The organism is Paraburkholderia sp. BR10936 (assembly GCF_040965735.1).
GTDB lineage: Bacteria > Pseudomonadota > Gammaproteobacteria > Burkholderiales > Burkholderiaceae > Paraburkholderia > Paraburkholderia nodosa_A.
Window position 1 is genome coordinate 296406 of record NZ_JBFRCM010000002.1, and the last position, 23712, is coordinate 320117.

The 23712-nt window shown below is 65.4% G+C and carries 21 protein-coding genes; 12 read left to right on the forward strand and 9 right to left on the reverse strand.

Features of this window, described 5'->3' with window-relative positions; genetic code table 11:
* Positions 1-22: 22 nt before the first annotated feature.
* Positions 23-1855 carry an ATP-binding cassette domain-containing protein gene (locus AB4Y36_RS04765; RefSeq protein WP_368682434.1) on the forward strand — a complete coding sequence of 611 codons (1833 nt, stop codon included), beginning with the start codon at positions 23-25 and terminating at the stop codon, positions 1853-1855.
* Positions 1856-2269: 414 nt separating this feature from the next.
* Here AB4Y36_RS04765 and AB4Y36_RS04770 read toward each other — a convergent pair whose 3' ends face one another.
* Positions 2270-3292: a hypothetical protein gene (locus AB4Y36_RS04770; RefSeq protein ID WP_069261531.1), complete on the reverse strand. Its 1023-nt coding sequence runs from the start codon at positions 3290-3292 to the stop codon at positions 2270-2272.
* Between the two features lie 747 nt (positions 3293-4039).
* Here AB4Y36_RS04770 and AB4Y36_RS04775 point away from each other — a divergent pair.
* The 10 genes from AB4Y36_RS04775 to AB4Y36_RS04820 all read left to right on the forward strand — a co-directional run bounded on the left by AB4Y36_RS04775 (position 4040) and on the right by AB4Y36_RS04820 (position 15480).
* Positions 4040-5449 carry a DUF2957 domain-containing protein gene (locus tag AB4Y36_RS04775; protein ID WP_069261532.1) on the forward strand — a complete coding sequence of 470 codons (1410 nt, stop codon included), beginning with the start codon at positions 4040-4042 and terminating at the stop codon, positions 5447-5449.
* 105 nt (positions 5450-5554) lie between these two features.
* The gene (locus AB4Y36_RS04780; protein WP_342946856.1) at positions 5555-6820 is read left to right on the forward strand and encodes a DUF2957 domain-containing protein; all 1266 of its coding nucleotides are present in this window, start codon (positions 5555-5557) and stop codon (positions 6818-6820) included.
* 208 nt (positions 6821-7028) lie between these two features.
* The gene (locus AB4Y36_RS04785; RefSeq protein WP_141710540.1) at positions 7029-7853 is read left to right on the forward strand and encodes an OmpW family protein; all 825 of its coding nucleotides are present in this window, start codon (positions 7029-7031) and stop codon (positions 7851-7853) included.
* Between the two features lie 123 nt (positions 7854-7976).
* Positions 7977-8924, forward strand: a complete 948-nt coding sequence (locus tag AB4Y36_RS04790) for a MerR family transcriptional regulator (protein ID WP_083244991.1) — start codon at positions 7977-7979, stop codon at positions 8922-8924.
* 214 nt (positions 8925-9138) lie between these two features.
* Positions 9139-10683, forward strand: a complete 1545-nt coding sequence (locus tag AB4Y36_RS04795; protein ID WP_368682435.1) for a flavin-containing monooxygenase — start codon at positions 9139-9141, stop codon at positions 10681-10683.
* Between the two features lie 32 nt (positions 10684-10715).
* Positions 10716-11600, forward strand: coding sequence for an SDR family NAD(P)-dependent oxidoreductase (locus tag AB4Y36_RS04800; RefSeq protein ID WP_368606532.1), 885 nt, complete (start codon positions 10716-10718; stop codon positions 11598-11600).
* 32 nt (positions 11601-11632) lie between these two features.
* On the forward strand, positions 11633-12532 hold the full coding sequence (locus tag AB4Y36_RS04805; RefSeq protein WP_368682436.1) for a metal-dependent hydrolase: 900 nt from the start codon (positions 11633-11635) through the stop codon (positions 12530-12532).
* Positions 12533-12540: 8 nt separating this feature from the next.
* A complete protein-coding gene (locus AB4Y36_RS04810; protein ID WP_368682589.1) occupies positions 12541-13431 on the forward strand; it encodes an alpha/beta fold hydrolase in 891 nt (296 codons plus the stop codon).
* Positions 13428-14474, forward strand: a complete 1047-nt coding sequence (locus tag AB4Y36_RS04815) for an alpha/beta fold hydrolase (protein ID WP_368682437.1) — start codon at positions 13428-13430, stop codon at positions 14472-14474. The genes AB4Y36_RS04810 and AB4Y36_RS04815 overlap by 4 nt, the downstream gene beginning before the upstream one ends.
* A gap of 112 nt (positions 14475-14586) precedes the next feature.
* Positions 14587-15480: a DUF1571 domain-containing protein gene (locus AB4Y36_RS04820; RefSeq protein ID WP_069261539.1), complete on the forward strand. Its 894-nt coding sequence runs from the start codon at positions 14587-14589 to the stop codon at positions 15478-15480.
* A gap of 128 nt (positions 15481-15608) precedes the next feature.
* Here AB4Y36_RS04820 and AB4Y36_RS04825 read toward each other — a convergent pair whose 3' ends face one another.
* The 6 genes from AB4Y36_RS04825 to AB4Y36_RS04850 form a co-directional block, all read right to left on the reverse strand.
* A complete protein-coding gene (locus AB4Y36_RS04825; protein ID WP_368682438.1) occupies positions 15609-16205 on the reverse strand; it encodes a thioredoxin fold domain-containing protein in 597 nt (198 codons plus the stop codon).
* Between the two features lie 170 nt (positions 16206-16375).
* On the reverse strand, positions 16376-16882 hold the full coding sequence (locus tag AB4Y36_RS04830; protein ID WP_368682439.1) for a hypothetical protein: 507 nt from the start codon (positions 16880-16882) through the stop codon (positions 16376-16378).
* A gap of 253 nt (positions 16883-17135) precedes the next feature.
* Positions 17136-17615 (reverse strand): nuclear transport factor 2 family protein, encoded by a 480-nt coding sequence (locus AB4Y36_RS04835; RefSeq protein WP_069261541.1) that lies wholly within the window; start codon positions 17613-17615, stop codon positions 17136-17138.
* Positions 17608-18330 carry a TetR/AcrR family transcriptional regulator gene (locus AB4Y36_RS04840; RefSeq protein WP_368682440.1) on the reverse strand — a complete coding sequence of 241 codons (723 nt, stop codon included), beginning with the start codon at positions 18328-18330 and terminating at the stop codon, positions 17608-17610. Before AB4Y36_RS04840 ends, AB4Y36_RS04835 begins: the two co-directional genes overlap by 8 nt.
* Positions 18331-18428: 98 nt before the next feature.
* Entirely contained in the window at positions 18429-19403 is a 975-nt protein-coding gene (locus AB4Y36_RS04845; protein WP_368682441.1) for a DMT family transporter, read from the reverse strand.
* A gap of 67 nt (positions 19404-19470) precedes the next feature.
* Positions 19471-20316, reverse strand: coding sequence for an AraC family transcriptional regulator (locus AB4Y36_RS04850; RefSeq protein ID WP_368616569.1), 846 nt, complete (start codon positions 20314-20316; stop codon positions 19471-19473).
* A 201-nt stretch (positions 20317-20517) separates the two neighbouring features.
* Here AB4Y36_RS04850 and AB4Y36_RS04855 point away from each other — a divergent pair, with 201 nt between their 5' ends.
* Positions 20518-21195, forward strand: coding sequence for a YceI family protein (locus AB4Y36_RS04855; RefSeq protein WP_368682442.1), 678 nt, complete (start codon positions 20518-20520; stop codon positions 21193-21195).
* A gap of 24 nt (positions 21196-21219) precedes the next feature.
* On the opposite strand, the gene tdh is transcribed toward AB4Y36_RS04855, so the two are convergent.
* Together tdh and AB4Y36_RS04865 are read right to left on the reverse strand one after the other, a co-directional pair.
* A complete protein-coding gene (gene tdh / locus AB4Y36_RS04860) occupies positions 21220-22251 on the reverse strand; it encodes an L-threonine 3-dehydrogenase (RefSeq protein WP_368606524.1) in 1032 nt (343 codons plus the stop codon).
* Positions 22252-22268: 17 nt separating this feature from the next.
* On the reverse strand, positions 22269-23468 hold the full coding sequence (locus AB4Y36_RS04865; protein ID WP_368682443.1) for a glycine C-acetyltransferase: 1200 nt from the start codon (positions 23466-23468) through the stop codon (positions 22269-22271).
* Between the last annotated feature and the right edge of the window lie 244 nt (positions 23469-23712).

Here is a 23712-nt window from a genome sequence, read left to right on the forward strand (position 1 = left end):
GCAACGTGCCGAACAGGTTGCCGTGAAACGCTCCCAGCCGCTCTGGTGGCTCGGCGCGCTGCTCGCGGTCTACCTGTGCGCGCCGTTCGTTGCGAGCATTCCGCAGATCGGGCAGGCGGACTGGGCCGGCGTCGACTGGCACGCCACCTGGTCGGCGGTCGGCGTGTCGGTCGCGAGCGCGAGCGTGGCCGCACTCGTCATCCTGGTGGGCGGCGTGCCGCTCGGCTATTGGCTCGCGCGTTCGCGCGCGCGCGGCATTGCCCTGCTCGGCTTCGTCGTGCAGTTGCCGCTCGCGTTGCCGCCGCTCACGAGCGGTGTGCTGCTGCTGTTTCTCATCGGGCCGTATAGCGGCATTGGCCAGCTCTTCGGCGGCTCGCTCACCGACTCTTTCACGGGCATCGTGCTCGCCGAGACCTTCGTGGCGGCGCCCTTCCTGATCGTCGCGGCACGCTCGGCGTTTAGCGCCGTCGATCCCGTCTACGACGACGTTGCCGCCACGCTCGGCCATCACGCCGCCAGCCGTTTCTTTCGTGTCACGCTGCCCATTGCGTGGCCCGCTATCCGCGCGGGGCTCGCGCTCGCCTGGCTGCGCGCGTTCGGCGAATTCGGCGCGACCGTGATGGTCGCGTATCACCCGTATTCGCTGCCTGTGTATACCTACGTCGTGTTCGGCGGCCAGGGCTTGCCCGCGATGATGCCGCTCCTGCTGCCCACGCTCGGCATTGCGATCATCTGCGCGGTGCTCTCCGTCTATAGCCGCGGCGCACGCCCGACGCCGGCGGTGAGCCTGGACAACGGCGACGAACTCACCAGTATCACGCCGGCCGCCACCGCGGCCGAAAACGCCGGCCTGCGTCTTGCCTTCGCGGCGCGCCGGCATCTCGGCGCGTTCACGCTCGATGTGGCGTGGCAGCCGCAAACGCGCCGGCTCGCGATCATCGGCCCTTCGGGCTCGGGCAAGTCGCTCGCGCTGCGCATCATCGCCGGGCTCGAGCGCAACGACGCGGGCTCTGTCACGCTCGGGGCAACCGACCTCGGCGCGCTGCCGCCCGAGCGCCGCCAGATCGGCTACATGCCGCAGGATTACGGGCTCTTCCCGCACATGACAGTGGCGCAGCAACTCGCGTTTCCTGTCGATGCCGACGCGGCCAGCGCCCGCTACTGGCTCGCGCACCTCGGCCTCGACACGCTCACCGAACGCCTGCCTCGGCAGCTCTCGTTCGGCCAGCGCCAGCGCGTGGCGCTCGCGCGCGCGCTCACGCGGCACACGCAACTGCTGCTGTTCGACGAACCGTTCGCCGCGCTCGACACGCCGCGCCGCCGCCGTCTACAGCAGTCGTTGCGGGCGCTGCAACGCGAAGTAGGCGCAGTGACGGTGATCGTCACGCACGACCCCGACGAGGCGGCGCTGCTCGCCGACGAAGTGCTCGTGATCGAACAGGGCTGCGTGCTGCAGGCGGGCGCCGTGGCCGACGTGTTCCGGCTGCCCGCCACGCTGCGCGTGGCCGAACTGCTCGGCCTGCACAACGTCGGCGAGGGGATCGTGCGTGCCGGTGGCACGATCGAAACGCCGGCGGGACTGCGCCTGCCCTGCGCCGATCCATCGCTTGCGGTGGGCACGCGCGTGATGTGGCGGGTCTCGCCGCGCGCGCTCGTCGCGACGCAGGAAGGCGCGTGGCAAGGGCGTATTGCCGGCACGTCGCTGCGTCACGGAGACCGCTACGTTACCGTCGAGATCGCCGGAGAAACCTTCGATATCGCCGCAGAAGATGCGCCGGCATCGCATGCCGGCGAGCTGCGCTTCTCGATCGACGCGAACGGCGTGCTCGCCTGGCCGGCGTCGCAGGGCGCCTGATTCACCACTCCTGAAAACGCTCACCTTTCGCGGCGACATACCAGCAGCGGTGTCGCCGCTGATGACAAAATAGCCCCTGTTAAAGGGGCTTTTTGCATAAGCGGTTAGCGATCCGATGCGCCATTTCGCACCGTTGCTCACGGTTCCCGAAAACGCTCACCTTTCGGCGTCTCGCGCTCGGACACGCAAGGTTTCGACTGCCAACACCTGGTAGTCGGCAATATTCGCATCCCTTAACCTGGGACTACCAGGAAAATCTTGCGCGCCGGAACCAGGTTCTCCTGTCCATCGGGATCACGAAACTTCTGCAGCCGATCACGCGCGACGGTGATTTCGGCACGCTTCGTTCACGAACCGTCGAAACGCTATGCGCGCGGCTCCCGGATCTTCTCACCTATGACCGTGGCGCCGTGCTCAGATCATGAAGCGGCTGTCTTCCACGAGCACACGCGGCAACGGTTGCAGGTCGGTGCGCGCGAAGCGCACCAGAGAGAAGGCGCGCAGACCTTGCGGGCTCGACGGCAGCCGCGCGAGCGGGAACGTGATCGAGGCGCTGTTGCCCGGGCCGCCGTTTGCGAGCAGGACATTCATCGGACTCAGGCAGATCTCGCGCATTTCGACGTTCGTGTATTGCGCGGGATTCGCGAGCACCCTGCAGATCACCGTGAGCTGGTGTTCGAGCGCTTCGCTCTTGAGGCCGAGTGCGGCAATCTCGCTCTCGTTCTGCGCAATCTGCGCCTCGACCTTCGCCACTTCGGCGACGTTTGGCACGGCGTGCTCGCCGAGCATGCGTTGCGTCCCCGCGCCGTGGCGCGTGAGCAGTTGCAGGCGCGTCCTGAGCAGCGCACGCTCCTGTTCCAGCACGTCGCGGCGCGACTCGTCGGCGCCGATCTGCTCGAGGCCTTCCAGGGCGATCTGCTCGACCACGCGCTGCACGATCTGCTCGCGAAGGTCGCTCTCGGTTTCGCCGCATACACGCACCTGATGGTCGTCGAAGCTCAGCGTCGTCTGCATGACATCGGTGTGCACCTCGTCGCCATGCTGCTCGGCACCGAAGGCATGCCGCTCGTTCAGGGCCATGCCGAGCACCGCGTAAGTCTCGCGCGCAAGTGGATGAGCCTCGAACCAGGCATGCAGTTCAGGCGAGCGGCTCAGCACATGGCCGACCTCGTCGGGCGCAGCGAAAAACGCGTGGATATAGGGGTCGCTCGACCAGGTGGCGGCGCTCGCTTCGCGCGCGGGTGGCATGCGGTCCACCACCTCGCGCACGTACGCGACCGATTGCGCGAGCGCGGGGGCGAGCCGCTCGCGCCACTCGGGCACGAGCTTGAGCGTAGGGCTGAGCACGAGCAGACGCTCGATCAGCGTCTGGATTTGCGGCGATTGCGGCGCCTGCTTCGCGCGGGCGCGCGGCCAAAGCCTTTCCAGGATACCCATCGATAACTCCGTTGCAGACCGCTCGGCCGCGGCGGCGGTGAAGCGCAGGGCGCACAACGAGGCCTCTTGTCGCGAATGACTATACCGCGAATCACGACCCGGCCGCGGCGATACTGCCGCAACGCAGCAACGCCTCACGTTGCGTTCATGTTCCCGGAAACACTCACCTTTGAGTTGCGTGACGTGCACCACATAGACCTGAACCGGGCCGCCGATATGCGCAACGGTGCAACGAAAACCCGTGCGGCGCACACCGCAGTGAACTTGCGCTCCCGCACACGCTCACCTTTGGTTTTCTTTGGAGCGCCCACCTTGCTACGCAGGTTTGTGCAGTGCTTCATCCCGGCCGTTCCCGTATGCACTCACCGTCGAGCATGGCGGCGCGATGACGGCTCCCGAATATCCTCACCATCAGACAGCACGCGCTGTCTTGATCTGCAATCCGAATCAATTGCCTCGCTAACGTGATCCCATCCTCAGCTTTCCTCTGCCTTTCAGGGACCGTCGCGGACGCAACGAATCGCGATGACATGTCAACGAGGCGTTTCAGGCACGCCAATTGCGCAGGGGCGCACGGCGCGTGCACTACGGCCTCGGGAAAAACCCCGCTTGCTGGGTGCGCAAACCGCGAAGCATCAAGCAAGAGCGACCTCGTCACGCGTTTTAGACGGTTCGTTCAATTGACAGTGGCCAATGTCATGATCCAATCTTCTGCGCATAAATACGACACAGGGAGGCAGACAAATCATGGAGAGCATTGTCCGCAGCAGCTTGATGCTGGCCGCGGCCGCGACCCCTTTGCTGGTCGCCTGCGGCGGAGGTACCGCCAGCAATCCGGCACCCATCACCCCGGCGCAATGCTCGGGTTCGTCATGCGCGAACCAGGGTCCGCCCAGCAGCGCACCGACCGCCACGGCGTTGTGTCCCGCCGCGGCGGACATCGCGGCGAACACGTATCTGGGCGGTGCAGGCAGTGGCGAGGTCGTGAGCCTGAACATCGACCCGACGAAGATGACGTACAAGCTCACGTTCCTCGCCTCGCCCATTCCCGTGGCCGCGAGTTCGGTGCAGAACACGCGTGCGGGTCTCACCATCACGGGCGCCGTGCAGCATCCGCCCGCGGGCTCGCTGCCGACCGCCGCGCAGATCACGTGTGCGTTCCAGCTTCAGGCGGGCACGGGCACGATCAACGGCAGCACCTACACGACGGCGTACAACGCCAACAATCCGCCCACGATCTATGTTGGCTTTGGCGTGGCGGGCGGCGGCATTCCGGGCGCGACCGTGAACATCGACGGCGACACCACTGCAAATCTGCTCTTCAGCGGGGTGGCGCCGCGCACGTTCGACTTCTATCCGTTCATCGGCTTTTCGTCGGTCAGCACGAGCCTCGCCGATCTCAAAGGCTCGTATAACGCGCTGCTGTATCACATCCTGCCTTCCAGCAGTTTCGCGCCGGCGGCGAAGGTGACGCAGGAGCAGTACGACGCAAGCGGCAATTGCAGCGTGCCGGCTGGCGCGACCAACACGAGTTGCGCAACCGCTGCGAACGCATGGACGGCGAGCACGAGCGGCAGCTATTTCGACAGTACCGACGCACCGCAGATCGAGACGCCCACACCGTTGCCGTTCCCCTTGAACCTCGGCAACAACGTCATCGTCAGCCGCCAGGGCGGCGCCGGGCACCTCATCCTCGGCAAGCTCAATGGGGCCATCGTGCCCGTGGTCGTACGCACCGGCTACGTGAACGAAACCATCAGCCTGAGCAATCAGATCGCCGTGGACGACGAGTCCGGCATCGCCCTGCTCGCGCCCGCGACGACGCTCACGTCGGGCGCGTTCGACGGCAGCTACATTGGCGCGGACTCGAATTTCGCCTACACGGCAACGCTCATCAACGGCCAGCAAGCCGGCTTCCTCAAGCCCTCGACGATGACGACGCAGAGCCAGTTCACGCTCGACTACACGCAGACGCACCCCGGCCTGATCGGCGTAACCGATACCCAGGGCAAAGCGGGCAATCTGATTGCGGTGGGCGGTCTTTACGGCATCTTCATCAACGGCGAAGAGAACGGCGGCGTCACGGCCAGTTCGGCGAACAGCGCCACGCCCAATCAGCCTTACTTCGGTGTCGGTGCACTGATCCAGCCACAGTAGTTCATCAGGCGGTCGCGGCATCCTGATCGTTGACGACCGCCTTAATTTCGCACTACGAATGACTGTCAGTCGCTCTCGCCAACAACAAGACTCTGGAGACGCGGTATGAAATGGAAACTTTTTGCGGCGCTCTCGATTGCCGCACCGATGATCGCAGCGCTCAGCGCATGCGGTGGCGGCAACGGCAGCAGCAGTAGCCCTCCGCTCGTGGAAGCAGCGCTTTGCCCCACCTCGCTCGACTACAACACGGTATATACCGGTGGCGGCGGCGACGGCGAACTCGTCAAGCTGCAGCTCGACACGGCCAAAATGACGTGGCAGATCACTTATGTCGAGTCGCCGATCCCGCAGACCACCGGCACCGTGACGCCCACGCGCAAAGGCCAGGTCGCCACCGGCACGCTGACGGCGGAAACCGGGCTCCCCACGGCGAAGCTCAACCAGTGCGCGTTCCGCCTGAATGGCGCGAGTCTCGACCCCAACCGCCCGGCGCGCGTCTTCATCGGCGAAGGCGTGGCCGGCGGCACGATTCCGGGCGCCGAGATCGCGTACAAGGGCTCCGGCGGTATTGGCGTCGTGCCGGACACGACGTTCCCGTACTACCCGTTCATCGGCTTCTCCGCGATCGAAACGAATCTCGCGAATGTCGCCGGCACGTACAGCCAGCTCGGCTATCACCAGGTGCCTTCGCAGAATTTCCAGCCCGCAGCGGTTGACGCAAAGATCACGATCAACGCCAACGGCACCTGGACCGAATGCGACAACACGGGCGTGAACGCCGGCAAATGCCAGCAGCCCGGCACGAATTTCGCGCAGTCGGCCGATGGCAGCGGCGCGTTCGAAACCGATCACTTCCAGGGGCAGGTGAAGCCGACGCTCGTCACCACGGAGCCGGCCGGCAAGGGCTTCATGATCGTTGGCAAGTTGCGCGGCCAGCTCGTGCCCGTGCTCGTCCGCACCGGCGTGGCGTATCCGCAGGTTGGCGTCGATCCGCAAAGCGGCGCCACGGGCCCGGTGGCCGACGACGAATCGGGCATCTCCGTGCTCGCGCCGCAAACGGCTATCGCGCAGGGCTCGCAGAACGGCGAATACATCGGCGTGGACAGCCAGTTCGACTATCGCACGCTCGCGCTGGAAGGCACGCAGGCCACGCTGCTCGATCCGTTCAACGCCTCGCAGGCCGCGCTCGCCACTGCCCTCGATCTGAACTTCACCCAGACCGTACCGGGCACGGTGACGACCACGCATGTGGGCGCCTCCACCGGCTCGACACCCACCGGCAAGATGATCTTCACGGGCGGCGTGTTCGGCTACCTCGACATGACGACGCCGTCGGACCCGTACTTCACGGCTGGCGCGTTCGTTCAGTAAGGATGACGAAGTAACGTATCGAACAATAACCGGCGCGGCAAACCGCGCCATTCACGAGGTGGCCACTCCCGGCCGTCGCGCAATGCGGCGGCGGCCGGGCCACAAAGGCGCGCGCAGCAAAGGCGGACGACGCATGCCGGACATCCCGAAGCATGCATCGAGCCGTCCCGCGCGCGGGTAAGGCGCACCCGTTCCTGGGAGGGACATGATGAAACGCATTGCAGTGGCGGCGCTGACCGCCGGGCTGACGGCGAGTGCGTATGCACAGCACGCCGGCGACAACGTCGTCGCACTCGGCTGGTTTCACGTCACGACGCAGCATTCGAGCACGCCGCTCACCACGGACGTCGCGCCCGTGCCGATCAACACGCCGCTGCGGCTGCCCAGTTCGTTCACTTCGGCGGGCACGGGGCTTTCGGCATCGAATGCGGATACGGTCGGCCTCGTCATCAGCCACTTCTTCACGGACCATATCGCGCTTACCTCGGTGGCGGGCGTGCCGCCCACGTTCAAGCTCTATGGTCACGGCACGATCAAGCCGCCAGGCCCGGCGGGCGCGCTCGGTAGCCAGAATCTCAGCGATCCGGCGACGAACCCCATTGTCGGCAGCGTGCGCCAATGGAGCCCGGCGCTGATCTTCCAGTATTACTTTCGCGACGCCGATGCAAAATTCCGCCCGTTCCTCGGCATCGGCGTGTCGTACAACTGGTTCTCGGACATCCAGCTCAACCCGAACTTCGTGAAGGCCACCCAGGACGATCTCGGCTCCGTGCTCGCGGCCGGCGCCGGCAAGTCGGGGCAAACGCAGATCAGCGCGAAGGCGTCGTCGTCGTGGTCGCCGGTTTTCAATCTCGGGGCCACCTACAACGTCACGAAGCATCTGGGGATCGTTGCGTCGGTCACCTATATTCCGCTGAAGACGACGTCCTCGGTGATCGTCAAGGCAGCGGACGGCAGCGAGCTCGGCGTGAGCCGGGCCGACCTCAAGGCCGATCCGATCATCTCGTTCCTCGCGCTTTCTTACCGCTTCTAAGGGCGCGTCGTGCCGGCGCAACGGCGAGGAGGCGCATGCGCGTAAGGGCGAGAACGCCCGCGCCAGAGCATGCACCCTCCCGTGCGCTCGCGTGGGCGGGGCCGCTCGCGCTAAAATCGCGGCATGCCGAAAACGCCCAAAGCCCCCGTGACCGATTCCGCGCCCGAGCGTGTTACCGACAGCGAATACACCGTCGACGAACTCGCTCGCGTGGCGGGCACGACGGTGCGCAACGTGCGCGCCTATCAGGACCGCGACCTGCTCATGCCGCCCGAGAAGCGCGGGCGTGTCGGCATTTACAACGATTCGCACGTCGCGCGGCTCAAGCTCATCAACCACCTGCTGGCGCGCGGCTACACGCTCGCCAACATTCAGGATCTCATCCTGGCGATCGACGACGGCGGCGACCTGCGCTCGATCCTCGGCCTGGAGAATGCGATCGGCGGTCCGTGGTCGCACGCGCGGCCAAAAACGTATTCGCTGCCGCAGCTCATCAAGCTGTTCGGGCCGCAAGCGCCGAGCAGCCTTTCGCGTCTCGCGGACCTCGGGCTGCTCGAACGCCAGGGACTGTCGTTCGTCTCGCGCAATCCGGGTATGCTCGACGCGGCGGCCGCCACCGTGCGCGAAGGCATTCCCGCACGCGAGCTGCTCGACGTGCTCGAAGAAACGCGTCCGCATTTCGACGCCATCGCGCGCGTGCTGGTGGAAATGGTCGTGCGCCATCTGGATCGCTACGATCAGGGCGCGCTGCCGCCCGCCACGGACATGCCCGCGCTCGTCGACGCGATCTGGCGGCTGCGCCCGCTTTCCACGGTGTTCGTCGAGCACGAGATCCTGCGCGCGCTCGAAGCGCAGTCGAGCGACTACCTCGGCGGCCGGGTCGCGACGATCCTCGACAAGACGCTCGGCCGCGAGCGTGCAAGCGAGGCCGCGCCTTCGCCCGCTTCCGCGCCTGCCAGCGCCGCGAAGCAGCGCGCGCCCAAAGCCGCGCCTCGCAAGAGCGCCGCGCGCGCGCCGGCTGCCGCAAAACCGGCTCGCCCCGCGAAGAAAACCGCGCTCAAGAAGCGTTAAACGCGCGCGTCGTCTCTCCTCGTTTCTGCTTCCCCGAGCGCGTGAAAGGCCCCGCCAGGCGGCCTTTCGCGCGCTGGCGTCCCCTTGCGCCCCTACTGTTGTTGATGTGTTAGAGCGCTGAATCTAGCCCCTTGCGCATTGGCGTCGATCGCACTATGTTTACATCCATCAATGTCACAGTCATAGATGGATCGACAACAGGGAGACGCTCCGGATGAACGCACCCGCCCGTACCGGCGACGCGATCGGCATCGCCATCATCGGCACTGGTTTCGCCGGCCTGGGCATGGCGATGCGCCTGCTGCAAAGCGGCAACCAGGACTTCGCGGTGTTCGAGAAGGCTGACTCCGTGGGCGGCACCTGGCGCGACAACCATTACCCCGGTTGCGCCTGCGACGTGCAATCGCACGTGTACTCGTTTTCGTTCGCACCCAATCCGCGCTGGACCCGCATGTTCGCGCCGCAGCCCGAGATTCGCGCCTATTTGAATCGCTGCGTCGAGCGCTTCCGGCTTTTCCCGTGGCTCAACTTCGGGCACGAACTCACGAACGCGACATGGGACGAAGCCGCGCACTGCTGGCGCCTTGCGTTCGCCAATGGCCGGCGCCTCACCGCGCGCGTGCTGATTTCGGGCATGGGCGGCCTTTCGCGCCCCGCGTTGCCGGCGATTGCGGGACTCGACACCTTCGAAGGCAAGGCCTTCCACTCGCAGCACTGGGACCACGACTATGCGCTCGAAGGCAAGCGCGTCGCCGTGATCGGCACGGGGGCAAGCGCTATTCAGTTCGTGCCGCAGATCGCGCCGCGCGTGACGCAACTCTCGCTCTTCCAGCGCACGCCGCCGTGGATCATGCCCAAGCCCGACCGCGCCATTTCGGGCTTCGAACAATGGCTGTTCCGCACGCTGCCCATCACGCAGGCGCTCGCTCGCGCGGGCCTTTACTGGATGCTCGAAACGCGCGTGCTCGGCTTCGCGGTGCATCCCGCGCTCATGAAGAACGTGCAGAAGCTGGCGTTGCGCCATATCCGCCACCAGGTGCCCGATCCTGAACTGCGCGCGGCCGTGACGCCCGACTACACGATCGGCTGCAAGCGCGTGCTCATATCGAACGACTACTATCCGGCGCTCTCACGCAAGAACGTGCAGGTGGTGACGAACGCGATCGAGCGCGTGGACCGCACCGGCGTCGTGACCGCCGACGGCGTGCATCACGAGGTCGATTGCCTGATCTACGGCACCGGCTTTCAGGTGGCCGATCCATTCCCGCCGGGCACGATCATGGGCCGCGGCGGCATCGATATCGTCAAGACCTGGCGCAACGGCGCACATGCCTACCTCGGCACGAGTCTGCCTGGTTATCCGAACTTTTTCATGCTGGTCGGCCCGAACACCGGCCTCGGCCACAACTCGATGGTGTTCATGATCGAATCGCAGATCGAGTATGTGCTTGGCGCGCTCGCCGCCATGAAGCGCGACGGCGCCGATTCGATCGACGTGCGGCCCTATGTGGAAGCGCGCTACAACGAGCGCATCCAGAACAAGCTTGGCCGCGCGATCTGGTCGGTGGGCGGCTGCAAGAGCTGGTACCTCGACCCGCGCAACGGCAGGAACACGACACTGTGGCCCGGTTTCACCTGGCGCTTTCGCCGCGCCACCGCGCACTTCTCCCTCGCCGATTACCAGGTCTATCGCGCGCCGCATGCCGCACAGCACGAAGCGCCGCTCGCCGTGGCCACGCAACCCACCGAGGCCGCCTGAACAGGCGCAATCGCCCCACCCGGAGCCCGCCCATGAAACGCTTTGACAACAAGGTCGCCGCCATTACCGGAGCCGGTTCGGGCATGGGCCGCGCGCTCGCGCTCCAGCTTGCCGGTGCCGGCTGCCATCTCGCGCTCGCCGACCGGAACGCCCCGGCGCTCGAGGAGACCGCTCGCATCGTGGGCGCGCTTGCCCCTTCAGTACGCGTGAGCACGCGCGTGCTCGACGTGAGCGAGCGCGACGCCGTATTCGCGTGGGCCGACGAAACAGTCGCCACGCACGGCGGCATCAACCTGGTCTTCAACAACGCGGGCGTCGCGCTGTCGAGCACCATCGAAGGCATGGCGTACAGCGACCTCGAGTGGATCGTGAATATCAACTTCTGGGGCGTCGTGCATGGCACGAAGGCATTTCTGCCGCATCTGAAGGCGAGCGGCGACGGACACATCGTCAATACGTCGAGCGTGTTCGGTCTTTTCGCACAACCAGGCATGAGCGGCTACAACGCGACCAAATATGCCGTGCGCGGCTTTACCGAAGCGCTGCGCCAGGAACTCGACATGATGCGCTGCGGCGTGTCCGCGACCTGCGTGCATCCGGGCGGCATTCGCACGAACATCGCGCAATCGAGCCGCGTGGCGCACAACATGGTCGGCTTTATGGTGGCGAGCGAGCAGCAAGGCAAAGACGACTTCGAGAAGTTCTTCATCACCACCGCCGACGACGCTGCCCGCATCATCCTGAACGGCGTGAGGCGCAACGCGCGGCGCGTACTGATTGGCCGCGACGCGCGCGCAGCCGACTGGCTCGCGCGCACGCTGCCCGCCGCGTACCAGGCGCTGGTCGTGATGAGCGCGCGGCGCGAAGCCGCGAAGGCGCGCCGCCGCGCCGCGCGCGGGTCCGCCGCCACGCAATGAATAACAGCAGGCACACAACAGGGAGCCATAACATGATGCCGATACGGCGCGACATCCGCTTCGCATTACCGCCCGAAAGGGCCTGTGACTGGCACGTCCAGGGCGTGCCGGTCACCCACTTCTTCAACGCGCTTTCGCTGCTCTTTCCCGCGGGCGAGCGCTTCTTCATGGATTCGGTGCGGCACTATCGCGACCGCATCGAGGACCCCGAACTCAAGAAGCAGGTCATGGGCTTCATCGGGCAGGAGGCGATGCACACGCGCGAACATGTCGAATACAACGACTTGCTGCAGGCGGCGGGCTTGCCTGCGCACAAGCTCGACAAGCGGTTGTGGTCCATCCTCAACTTCGCGCGCAAGGTGTTGCCGCCTTCGCTGCAACTCGCGCAAACCGTGGCGCTCGAACACTACACGGCCATGCTCGCCGACCTGCTGCTCGCCGATACGGGCACGCGCATCGAAGGCTCGGTGGCGGGCTACAAGCAGATGTGGCTCTGGCACGCGCTGGAGGAAACCGAGCACAAGTCGGTCTCGTTCGATGTCTGGAATCTCGTGATCGAGCCAGGCGTCAAGCGCTATTTCATGCGAACCGGTACGATGCTCGCCACCACGGTTCTCTTCTGGCTCATCGTGCTCGACTATCATCTGGCGCTTTTGCGCGCGCACCGCCGACGCCAGGGCAAGGTGCGCGGCACATGGAAGCTCGTGAAGTTTCTCTACGGGCCGCGTCACGGCGTGTTTCCCGGCATCGCGCTCGAATGGCTGCGCTTTTTCAAGCCCGGCTTTCATCCGTGGGATCACGACAATCGGCAGCATCTCGCGCGCATCGACGGCCTCGTTGCGCAGATCGACGAAACCAACGCGCAGTACGCCTCGCGCGCCGCCCCGCGCCGTGTGCCGCTGCATCCGGCGGTGACGCCGCGCGCGGTGTGAGCCACGTCATGCGCGGCGCGCCCGAACCCGTGTTCGTCCAGTCCGACGACGTGCGCCTCGCGGTCTACGTCAGCGGGCCCAACGATGCGCCGCCCGTCGTGCTCGTGCACGGCTACCCGGACTCGGCGCGCATCTGGAGCGCGATGCGCAGCGAACTGGAGACGCGCTTTCGCGTGATCGCCTACGACGTGCGCGGCATGGGGGCCTCCGAAGCGCCGCGTGCGCAGTCTGGCTACGCGCTCGCGCAACTCGCGCGCGATCTGTTTGCGGTCGCCAATGCCACCTGCGGCGCGCAGCCGTTTCATCTGCTGGCGCACGACTGGGGATCGATCCAGTGCTGGGAGGCCGTGACCGATCCGGCGAACGCTTCGCGCATTGCTTCGTACACCTCGATATCCGGCCCGTGTCTCGACCATGTTTTTCTCAAGCCGCGCGTCCCGGCGCAGTTGCTGAAGTCGTGGTACATCGCGTTCTTTCATCTGCCGTTCGTGCCCGAACTCGCCTGGCGGCTTGGCGGCGCGGCGTTGTGGCCGTGGTGGCTGCGCAAGACCGAGCGCGTGCGCGTCGAGCCTGATCCCCGGCAGTTGCGCAACGCGCTCAACGGGCTGCAACTCTATCGCGCGAATTTTCTTGCGTGTGCGCGGCGCCCGCGCGAGCGCAGCACGCGTATTCCGGTACAGTTCATCGTGCCGCGTTTCGACCGCTATGTGACGCCGGCCATGTCCGAAGGCATCGAGCGCTGGCTTGGACAACATCAGCGCGAGATTATCGCCGCGCCGCATTGGGCGGTGGTGAGCGAGGCGCGGCAGATCGCGGCGCGCTTCACGCGTTTTGCCACTTGCGCTTCGTCACGCGCACAAGGCTTCGAACCCAACCTGCCCCCAGAGGACCGCCAGTGAACCCACTTGCCCTGCCTGCCGCGGTCGTTGCAGCCGGCGCTGCACTCGCCGCGCTCGCCGCATTCACGCGACGCGCCACGCGCCGCATCGAAGCCGCCGTGCCGATGGACGGTCAATTGGTCGACATCGACGGCGACCGGATTCATTACGTCGAGTTCGGCAGTGGGCCGCCCATCGTGTTCATTCACGGCCTGAGCGGACAAATGCGCAACTTCGCGTGGCTGCCCATGCAGGCGCTCGCGCGCGAACATCGCGTGATACTCATCGATCGCCCGGGTTCCGGCTACTCCACACGCGGGCCGCACGCATCGGCGACCATCCGCGCGCAGGCGCGCACGGTCGCGCGCTTCATCGAAGCGCTGGGTCTCGAATCGCCGGTGCTCGCCGGGCATTCGCTCGGCGGCGCGATCGCGCTGGCCGTAGCGCTCGATCATCCGCACGCCGTTTCGCGGCTCGCGCTGATCGCGCCGCTCACGCACGTGCAGACCGAGGTGCCCAAGGCCTTCCGCGCGCTCGTGCTGCGCTCGAACGCCGTGCGCCGCTTCGTGGCGTGCACGTTCGCTACGCCCATCGGCCTCGCGACCAGTTCCGCGGTCCTCAAGCAGGTGTTCGCGCCCGAGGCCGTACCGGGCGATTTCCGCACACGCGGCGGCGGACTCCTGAGCTTGCGGCCCAGCGGCTTCTACAACGCCTCCGCCGATCTCATCGCGATTGAAGACGCCGATGATCTCGTGCAGATGGAACAACGCTACGCAGAACTGATCGTTCCCGTTGATGTTCTGTTTGGCCGTGACGACGTCGTGCTCGACTGGACCCGACACGGCGAGGCGCTCAGCCGCCTCACGAGCCAGGTGACGCTCAAGGTGGTGAGCGGCGGCCATATGCTGCCCGTCACCGCGCCGTCCACGACCTACGACTGGCTGCTCTCCGCGCTCTCGGGCACAGTGCACGCGAGCCACGCGCGCGCGATCGAGGCGGATGAGTCGCGCACGGACATCGGTTCGCCGGCACCGGGCGTGTTGGGCAATCCGTCTGTGACTTAGCCGGCCTCGCCACACGGCGTGCGCTGCGTGAAGAGGAAATCGCGAAGCCGAAAAATGCGTCGGCCCGCGTGCGAACGCGCGGGCCGCAAGCATTCATCAAGGGAGACAGGAAATGAAAATCCAGAAAGCGCGGACGTTCATCGCGTGTGCGGCGCTTGCGCTCGCCAGCAGCACGGCATTCGCGCAAGGCAACGGCGCGCAAACAAGCGACGCATCGCAAAGCGCAACGTCCGCCGCCGAAGTCGCGAAACTGAGCGTCGATCAACAGGTGCGCTGGCTGCAGCGCGCGCAGAAGAACGACACGCTCACGAAGATGGACGATGCGCAACTGACCGCGCTCTTCGAGGCGTTCGATCCGCTCGTCGTGCCCACGCTCATCAAGCTCGGCCCGGCGGGTTATCCCTCATATGAATTCGTGCTGTCGCGCTGGGAGCGCCTGAACGGCAAGTGGCCCGCGAAGCCCGCGCACATGCTAGTGAAGCTCGAGCACGAGCCGCTGCGCATCTACGCGAAATGGCTGCCTGACGGCGATCATTCGGGCGAGGAGGTGATCTACGACGCCTCGAAGCGCAGCGACGAAATGTACGGACACCTGGGCGGCCTGCTCGGCGTGATGCCGATGTGGACCGCACTCGACGGCACGCTCGCGCGCTCGCAATCGAATCACAAGATCACGGATCTCGGCACCGAATTCATCGTGAGCCAGTTCATGACCGACGCGAAGAAGTACGTCGAAGTGGGCGCGTCCTACAAGCCGCAAGTCGAGGTGAAAACGATAGACGGCGTGCGTGTGGTGGCGCTGACCTACGTTTCGCCGAGCGGCAAGCCGCAGTTCTACGCGAAGAAGCAGACGCTGGGGCTGGACCTGCGGCATCCGTATTTCCGCACCGTCGAAGCCTACGGCGACGACGGACAGATGTTCGAGAAAATCGTCATCGACAGCATCACGCCGAAGTCCTTCGACGACGAAGCATTCGATCCGAAGAATCCCGATTACAAGTTCTGAAACCTGGGCTGCGAGAACAAAGGTGAGGCTTTTCGGGAGGAGCGCACGACATTCGACTCCTGGAACTCCTCACCTATCGTTGTATCGGTGAACTCACGATGCGGTGAATGACTCACCGCCGCGCGCGCTCAACGATACTTCTGCAACTCGGCATCGGTGATCGGTTGCGCCGGCAGATTCAGCATGCCTGGCAAGTCGTTCAGCTTCGGCAAGCCGCTGACATTGGCCCAGCGTCCACCCGAGCCCTGATAAATAAGCGTAGGCGTACCGTCGAAACCGAGGTCCTGAAAGAGCTTGATGTTATCGTCGAGCTTGTTCTTGTCGGCGGCGGAAATGTGCGCGAGCGGGGCGATGCCGCCCGATTCGTCCTTCTCCGAGTAATGCGTTTCCAGTTCTTTGAGCAGCGCGGCGCCGTCTTTCGCCTCCAGCAGCGCAGCCGCCTTGCCCGCCGAATCGGGCTTCAGAAAGCCCATAGGAATCCAATGCACCTGCAGGCCGACCGCTTCATACGGTTGCAGCGCTTTCCACACTAAGTGACAGTAAATACAGTTTGGGTCCATAAAGACATAAAGCGTCGACTTCACGTTCGGCCCATTCGCGCCTTCGACGATCGCACTAGCATTCTGCAAGCTTGCAGCCGCCGTTGCCGGCAACCAGGTGGGCTCAGCGGCCGCGGCGGCCGTAGCACCAGCGCTCATTGCCAGTGCGCCTGCGGCGATCAGCATGCGTGTGAACTTCTTCATTCTTTCCTCTGACTTGGATAGCGCGTTGCGTCTCGCGCCTGTAAGGCGAAGGCTCGTATCTTAGGGGCACGCCGTGGCACGTCACTGACGCCAATATGGCAAAGGCGTCAGGTGCGCAGCAAAGGTGAGAGTTTGCGGGAGGACGTTGGACCCTAGAACTTGAACCGCAACTGAAACCCGATGGTAAACGGCAGATCGTCAGACGGTATCGGCGGAATGACGATGAAGTTCACGCCCACGCGCTTGTACGCGACCATCACGATAGGCGCGACCACGGGCCCGATCGTATGGTCGTGGCCGAGGCCCCAATTGCCATAGTTGTAGCCGGAGATGATGCCGCCCATCGCCGCGAGCCGCACGAAGCCCCAGTGCAGAAACTCGGGCGCCCACACTGCGCCGCCATAATAAGAGGGCCGGCGCAACGAGTTGCGAAAACCGCCTGCCGTGAGCGCCCACGTGTCGCCAGGCCAGCATTCGATGCCGAGGCCCGGATTGAATTGTTCGAAGTCCTTGTCGGGATGGATGTGGTACGAGCCCACCATTGCATCGACCCACAGGCCCGAACTACACCAGTTCGCCGCGTGCGCCGACTGCGCTGCGCCGAACAGCAGCAGCGGCAAGAGCAGCAGGGCAGCCGCCGCGCCGCGTTTCGTTCTCATCGCCTGCGTTGTCGACGTCGTTGTCGTTATGCTTGCTGCGCCACCTTGCTTCTGCCAAAACCGCATGGGCTCTCCGTCCTTTCTTGCGCCGATCCGCTTGAGGATCGTCAGTTTTCTGATTGCTGGTTCGCGGTGAATGACCAACTGTACCGCAACCCGAAGCGTGCGCAATGGAGTCGAGGCTCGGATCGGGCAACTCGCTCGCCGCCGGCATGGTGCCAGCGTAGCGAGTCGTCCCGATGAAAGCGAAGCGTCAGAGGCCGAGGTCGGAGAGGCCCGGATGATCGTCGGGACGGCGCCCGAGCGGCCAGTGATAGAGACGATCCGCCTCGCGGATCGGCAGGTCGTTGATCGATGCGTGACGGCGCGCCATCAGGCCGTTCGCGTCGAATTCCCAGTTTTCGTTGCCATACGAGCGGAACCAGCTGCCCGAATCGTCGTGCCACTCATAGGCGAATCGCACCGCGATGCGATTGTCCGTGTACGCCCATAGCTCCTTGATCAGGCGATAGTCGAGTTCGCGCGCCCACTTGCGCGTGAGAAGTTCGACGATGGCCCCGCGGCCCGTCACGAACTCGGCGCGATTGCGCCACACGCTTTGCGGCGTGTATGCAAGCGAAACGCGTTGCGGGTCGCGCGTGTTCCAGCCGTCTTCCGCTGCGCGCACTTTCTGTATGGCGCTCTCGCGCGTGAACGGCGGCAGCGGCGGACGCACTTCGGGCGAATCACTCATGGTCTTGCTCCTTGCGTTGGGCGGCGCGCCGTAGCGGTGCGCGCGATGGGGATCGGTTTTGGGATTGGCTTGGGGAATCGGAACCGCTTTTCGGTGCGAGGGCGTCGAGCAACGATCGGCCTGCCGCGCGTGCGTCGAGCGCCGCATCGGCGTCGCCGCTGACGAGCGCGACGCCGATCGCGCCATCGATCAGGATCAGCCATTGCCGCGCGAGACGGGCGGCGATCCGGCGATCGACGCCGACGATCGCGGCCCACGCATCGCTCTGTTCGCGCACGAAGTCGAGCAGACGCTCCTTGTGTTCGCGCGCGACCACGCGCACGGGGTCGGCAGGCGACGCGATCTCGCCGGCGGCGTTGAGAAACGCGCAACCGTGAAAGCCTTCGGACGTGAACCACTCGCGCAATACGTCGAACATGCCGACAAGACGTGCCTGCGGCGTGCGTCCACGCGCGAGCGTGCCGGCGACGAACCAGCGAATCCAGCGCTCGTCGCGCCGCGAAAGCGCAGCCGCGACGAGCGCGTCCTTCGATTCGAAATACGTGTAGAAGCTCTTGCGCGCCGCCCCCGCCGCGCGAACGATCGCATCGACGCCCGTTGCGTGAATGCCGCCCGCGTAGATCAGCGCCTCAGCGGCTTCGAGCAGGCGCTCGCGCGCATCGGCCTGCGGCGCGTCTGCGTTCGCTTCGGTGTTCGTTACGGCGGGCGGGCTCATAGCTAGTCTCGTTGGGCGCGATTGCGGCGGGATTGCGAAGGTCAGCGGGAGAATGATCGTTCTCCCAGTCCGCAATGTAGAACGATCATTCTCCCAAGTCAAGACACTTTGCTGTCGCGCGCGCTGCGCTGCGCCCTAACGCGATCCCACAGCCCGCGTCCTGAGACCGCGAAAACGGCGACCACGACCAGCGTGAGGCCGAGCACGCGCGTGAGCGTAAGCGGCTCGCCGAGCAGCACCGTGGCCAGCGCCACGCTCGACACCGGCGCCACCGCGGTAAAGACTGCGGCCTCGCCGCCCGGCACGCGCGCCGCGCCCGCATACCAGAGCCAGAATCCGGCCACCGTCGGCACGAGCGCGTAGTACGCCACGCCGAGCAAGGCGTTCAACTGCACGATGTGAGCCGCGCCAAACCAGCCGGGCAGCGCGCACAAGCCCGCTACGACGAAGCCGATGCCCGTCATCGCGCTCGCCTGCGCAAGCGGCGGCCACGGTTGCGAAAGCCGTTTGTTCAGCAGGACGAACAGGCTTTCGCACACGACGGCGCCAAGGATCATCGCGTCGCCCGTGAGCGAGCGAGCGCCATCGCGATGCTCGCCGGGCGCGAGTGTGATCATCGCCACGCCGAGGCTCGCGATCGTCACCGAAACGAGCGTCCTTGCGCGCAGCCGCTCTCCGAGCACCAGCGCCGCCGTCAACGCGCAGACCGCCGGTAGCGTGCCGAGGATGATGCCGGCATCGCTCGCCGAAGTACGCTGCGTGCCCGCGATCAGCAAGACCGTATACCCGACGCTGCCGATCGCAGCCTGTGAGACGAGCAATAGCGCGTCGCGCAGGCCGGGACGCGGAAACGCCGTACCGGTCAGACGCATGAGCAGCAGAAAGACCGGCAACGCCATCCCGAAGCGCAGCGCGGTGGCCGGCAGCGGATCGAGCCCGGCGCCGATGGCCTTGCTCGCAATGACCGTGCTGCCCACGGTGAGCATGGCCGCCGTCAATTGCGCCTGCGCGACGGATCGGGGGGAGAGGGTCAAGCGCCGCGCGTTTTCGCGCGACGGCAATCGGTTCGACATGGAGCGCTCCTCGTGGTGATACGCCTGTATAGGCTCACGACGGCGCGCCGTCTTGGATCGTTGTGCGTCAGCGGATGATGCGCGTGCGACTCATGCCGCGCGCAAGCCGGTAACGCCCCGGCGATACGCCGAACTGCCGCGCGAACGCGCGGTTCAAGTGGCTCTGGTCGCAAAAACCGGCGGCCAGCGCGGTCTGCGCCGGGGCATGGCCCGCCTTGAGCAGGCGCCGCGCGAGCGCCACGCGGCGATGCAGGATGTAGCCGTGCGGCGCGACACCGAACGCACGCAAAAAGCCGCGATGGAGCTGGAAGCGGCTCAGCCCCGCCGCCTGCGCGAGTTCGGCGAGTAAGAACGGTTGGGCCGGGTCGGTGTCGATCATGTCGCGCACGCGCGCGAGCGACGCCGGTGAGCACTGCGCGAGCACGCGCCGGTGGCCGAGCGCCTCGACGAGCCGGGTCATCATCTCGAGCGCGGCGGCGTCGAAGGCCATCTGCGAGAGGTCATGGTGTGGGTCGGTGATATGAGTGAAAGCCGCATCGAACAGCGCGCGCAAACGCGGTTCACTGATCACCGGCGCGTGGAGCGCAAAAGTGGCGTCGTCACCTTGCGTGATGTCGGCTTGCAGCGCGTCGACCCAGCGCGGCTCGAAATACAACATGCGCCACGTGCGCCCGGCAGCGTCGAGCGGGCGGCCGTCGTGCACCTCGCCCGGATTGACGAGGATGAGGTCGCCCGGCACGGCCTCGACCTGGCCCGCATCGCTGAGCGAGACATGGCCGCCGCGATCGATCACGCCAATGCCGTACTGGTCGTGCGTGTGACGCCCGAACGCGCGCGCCGTGGCGGCCGTCATCGCGTCGACGTCGCGCACGAGCGTGGCGTGAAAACGCACGGCGTGGTTCGTGGCTGGCATGGTCGGCTCTCCGCTCGTTCGGGCTCCAATCGGCGTATGAGACCCGAGTTTCGCGCGGCGCGCAATGTGCGCGTGACCTGGACGAGAAACTGCGCGGGTCGCCGCGATCCGGCCCCGTCGCGTTATGCTTCGCGAACCGGATGGAAGAAACGCACGTCGCCAAACGTCCTTACGGGTGTCGACGAGTCAAAGGGAGATGAGATGAAAGACCGGCCGCTGGTATCGCTTGCGCCCCTCGTTCGCGGCTCGCGCCGCGCCTTCTGCGTGGCGCTGTGCGCAGCGAGCCTCGCCGCGTGTACGCCGCTGCGCGTGGTCACGCACAGCGTGAGCCGCACGGAAGCCGACGTGCCGGCGGGACACTACGTGATGGATGCGCATCACTGGAGCGTCGTGTTCGACGTCGATCACTTCCACTACACGCGCTTCGTCATGCGCTTCGACCGCGCGCAGGCGACGCTCGACTGGCAGGCAGGCGGCCTCGAAGCGGCCGCGGTCGACGCGACCATCGACGCCACGAGCCTCGACACCAATGTCAGTGCGCTCGACACCATGGTCAAAGGACCGCAGATGCTCGATGTAGAACGCTATGCGCAGATCCGCTTCACGAGCACGCACTTCGAGCGCACGGGCGAAGGGCGCGGCACGCTCACCGGTAATCTCACGATACGCGGCGTGGCGCAACCGGTGACGCTCGACGTCACCTTGAATGGCTACGCGCCGAATCCGCTCACCAAGCAGCCTACGTTAGGCTTCACCGCATCGGGCCGTTTCAAGCGCTCGGCGTTCGGGTTGACGAGCTGGTATCCCGCCGTGGGCGACGAGATCGACGTGCGCATCGAGGCCGAATTCGAACAGCCGGCGCCGGGCGCAGCGCCGTAACAGCTTCACCAAATCGATTCGCATTCAGGCCGTGGTCCAGTCGAGAATCACCTTGCCGCTCTCGCCCGAGAGCATGGCCGCAAAGCCCTTCTCGTAGTCGTCCACCCCGAAGCGGTGCGTGATGATGGGCGAGAGATCGAGCCCGCTCTGCAGCATCGCGACCATCTTGTACCAGGTCTCGAACATCTCGCGGCCGTAAATACCCTTGATTTCCAGCCCCTTGAAGATGACCTGATTCCAGTCGATGGCGGTTTGCGCGGGCGGGATGCCGAGCAGCGCCACCTTGCCGCCGTGGTTCATCGACTCGAGCAACGCCGTAAACGCGCTCGGCACACCCGACATTTCGAGGCCCACGTCGAAGCCTTCGGCCATGTGCAGTTCGTTCATCACGTCGCGCAGCGACTCGCGCGAAACGTTCACGGCGCGCGTTGCGCCCATCCTGCGCGCAAGCTCGAGCCGGTAGTCGTTGACGTCCGTGATGACGACGTTGCGCGCCCCCACGTGCTTCGCGATCGCCACCGCCATGATGCCGATCGGCCCCGCGCCCGTAATCAGCACGTCCTCGCCCACGAGGTTGAACGAAAGCGCCGTGTGCGTGGCATTGCCGAACGGATCGAAGATCGCGGCGAGATCGTCGGAGATCTCGGGCGGAATCTTGAACGCGTTGAAGGCCGGAATCACGAGGTATTCGGCGAACGCGCCTTCGCGGTTCACGCCGACGCCCGTGGTATTGCGGCACAGGTGACGCCGCCCCGCGCGGCAATTGCGGCAAAAGCCGCAGGTGATGTGCCCTTCGCCCGATACGCGATCGCCGATCTGAAAGCCGCGCACCTCCTGGCCCATTTCGACGATCTCGCCCACGTATTCGTGGCCCACGTGCATCGGTACCGGAATGGTCTTCTGCGCCCAGTCGTCCCATTTCCAGATGTGGATGTCCGTGCCACAGATCGCGGTCTTGCGGATCTTGATCATCACGTCGTTGTGGCCGACTTCGGGCTTCTTCACGCGCGTGAGCGTGAGTCCGGGCGCGCGTTCGAGTTTGGCGAGTGCTTTCATTTGATTCGCAATCCTTGTTAAATCACGCCGAGCTGCCGCCCGACCCGCGCAAACGCCTCGACGGCGCGGCCGATCTGTGCGGACGTGTGCGCGGCGCTCATCTGCGTGCGAATGCGCGCGCGGCCCTTGGGCACGACGGGATACGAAAAGCCGATGACGTAGACGCCCTCGTGCAGCAGCGCGTCGGCCATTTTCGAGGCGACCTGGGCGTCGCCGAGCATCACCGGAATGATCGGGTGCTCGCCGGGCACGAGCGTGAAGCCGAGCGCGCTCATTTCGCGACGGAACTGTGCGCCGTTCTTGCGTACCTGGCGGCGCAGTTGTGCGCCCTCGTCGCTCTCAATCAACTCGAGCACCGCAAGCGTGGCGGCCGCGATGCTCGGCGTCAGCGTGTTCGAGAAAAGATAGGGGCGCGAGCGCTGGCGCAGCAAGTCGACGACTTCCTGCTTCGCCGCGATATAGCCACCCGACGCGCCACCCAGCGCCTTGCCGAGTGTGCCGGTGATGATGTCCACGCGCTGCAGGACCCCGCAGTGCTCCGGCGTGCCGCGCCCGTGCTCGCCGATGAAGCCGACCGCGTGCGAGTCGTCGACCATCACGAGCGCGTCGTAGCGGTCCGCGAGAACGCAGATGCCCTTGAGGTCGGCGATGATGCCGTCCATCGAAAACACGCCGTCGGTGGCGATGAGCTTGTAGCGCGCGCCGGCTTCGTCCGCTTCTTTCAGCTTTGCTTCGAGATCCGAAAGATCGTTGTTCTTGTAGCGATAGCGGCGCGCCTTCGAAAGGCGCACGCCGTCGATGATGCTTGCGTGATTGAGTTCGTCGCTGATGATGGCGTCTTCCTCGCCGAGCAGCGTTTCGAAGAGACCGCCGTTCGCGTCGAAACAGCTGGAATAGAGAATGCAGTCTTCGGTTTGCAAAAACGTGGCGAGCACGCTTTCGAGCTGCTTGTGCACGCTTTGCGTGCCGCAGATGAAACGCACCGACGCCATGCCGAAACCATCGCGCTCGAGCCCGTCCTTTGCGGCGGCGATGAGACGCGCGTCGTTGGCGAGGCCGAGGTAGTTGTTTGCGCAGAAGTTGAGCACGTCGCTGCCGTCTGCGAGCCGGATGTCGGCCGACTGCGGCGTGGCGATCACGCGCTCGTTCTTGTAGAAGCCATCGGCGCGAATCTGGTCGAGCGTCGCGCGCAAGTGGTCGAGATACGGGGTACGCATGAATCGTGCTCCTCACATCGCTGCGGCCTGCCGCAGTTTTGCTGCGACAGGCCTGCGGTTTGTCTGCAGTTTGCTATAGTCGCCGTCAACCGTTGGCGAAAATTTCCTTTATTTCGAACCTGAGTTCGATATGTCGAACGCACTCTAATCGATGAGGCCGTGAATGGCAAGCACCCGCAAACCGCGATCCGCCCCGGCGGGCGCCGTTCCTGACGCCCCTGCGTCGGCCGCAACTCACGTACTA

What these genes read in the sequence shown, in the direction of transcription:
- AB4Y36_RS04770 (WP_069261531.1), bottom strand. Translation starts at nt 3,292, where the DNA reads ATGGGTATCCTGGAAAGGCTTTGGCCGCGCGCCCGCGCGAAGCAGGCG.
- AB4Y36_RS04775 (WP_069261532.1), top strand. Translation starts at nt 4,040, where the DNA reads ATGGAGAGCATTGTCCGCAGCAGCTTGATGCTGGCCGCGGCCGCGACC.
- AB4Y36_RS04780 (WP_342946856.1), top strand. Translation starts at nt 5,555, where the DNA reads ATGAAATGGAAACTTTTTGCGGCGCTCTCGATTGCCGCACCGATGATC.
- AB4Y36_RS04785 (WP_141710540.1), top strand. Translation starts at nt 7,029, where the DNA reads ATGAAACGCATTGCAGTGGCGGCGCTGACCGCCGGGCTGACGGCGAGT.
- AB4Y36_RS04790 (WP_083244991.1), top strand. Translation starts at nt 7,977, where the DNA reads ATGCCGAAAACGCCCAAAGCCCCCGTGACCGATTCCGCGCCCGAGCGT.
- AB4Y36_RS04795 (WP_368682435.1), top strand. Translation starts at nt 9,139, where the DNA reads ATGAACGCACCCGCCCGTACCGGCGACGCGATCGGCATCGCCATCATC.
- AB4Y36_RS04800 (WP_368606532.1), top strand. Translation starts at nt 10,716, where the DNA reads ATGAAACGCTTTGACAACAAGGTCGCCGCCATTACCGGAGCCGGTTCG.
- AB4Y36_RS04805 (WP_368682436.1), top strand. Translation starts at nt 11,633, where the DNA reads ATGATGCCGATACGGCGCGACATCCGCTTCGCATTACCGCCCGAAAGG.
- AB4Y36_RS04810 (WP_368682589.1), top strand. Translation starts at nt 12,541, where the DNA reads ATGCGCGGCGCGCCCGAACCCGTGTTCGTCCAGTCCGACGACGTGCGC.
- AB4Y36_RS04820 (WP_069261539.1), top strand. Translation starts at nt 14,587, where the DNA reads ATGAAAATCCAGAAAGCGCGGACGTTCATCGCGTGTGCGGCGCTTGCG.
- AB4Y36_RS04825 (WP_368682438.1), bottom strand. Translation starts at nt 16,205, where the DNA reads ATGCTGATCGCCGCAGGCGCACTGGCAATGAGCGCTGGTGCTACGGCC.
- AB4Y36_RS04830 (WP_368682439.1), bottom strand. Translation starts at nt 16,882, where the DNA reads ATGAGAACGAAACGCGGCGCGGCGGCTGCCCTGCTGCTCTTGCCGCTG.
- AB4Y36_RS04835 (WP_069261541.1), bottom strand. Translation starts at nt 17,615, where the DNA reads ATGAGTGATTCGCCCGAAGTGCGTCCGCCGCTGCCGCCGTTCACGCGC.
- AB4Y36_RS04840 (WP_368682440.1), bottom strand. Translation starts at nt 18,330, where the DNA reads ATGAGCCCGCCCGCCGTAACGAACACCGAAGCGAACGCAGACGCGCCG.
- AB4Y36_RS04845 (WP_368682441.1), bottom strand. Translation starts at nt 19,403, where the DNA reads ATGTCGAACCGATTGCCGTCGCGCGAAAACGCGCGGCGCTTGACCCTC.
- AB4Y36_RS04850 (WP_368616569.1), bottom strand. Translation starts at nt 20,316, where the DNA reads ATGCCAGCCACGAACCACGCCGTGCGTTTTCACGCCACGCTCGTGCGC.
- AB4Y36_RS04855 (WP_368682442.1), top strand. Translation starts at nt 20,518, where the DNA reads ATGAAAGACCGGCCGCTGGTATCGCTTGCGCCCCTCGTTCGCGGCTCG.
- tdh (WP_368606524.1), bottom strand. Translation starts at nt 22,251, where the DNA reads ATGAAAGCACTCGCCAAACTCGAACGCGCGCCCGGACTCACGCTCACG.
- AB4Y36_RS04865 (WP_368682443.1), bottom strand. Translation starts at nt 23,468, where the DNA reads ATGCGTACCCCGTATCTCGACCACTTGCGCGCGACGCTCGACCAGATT.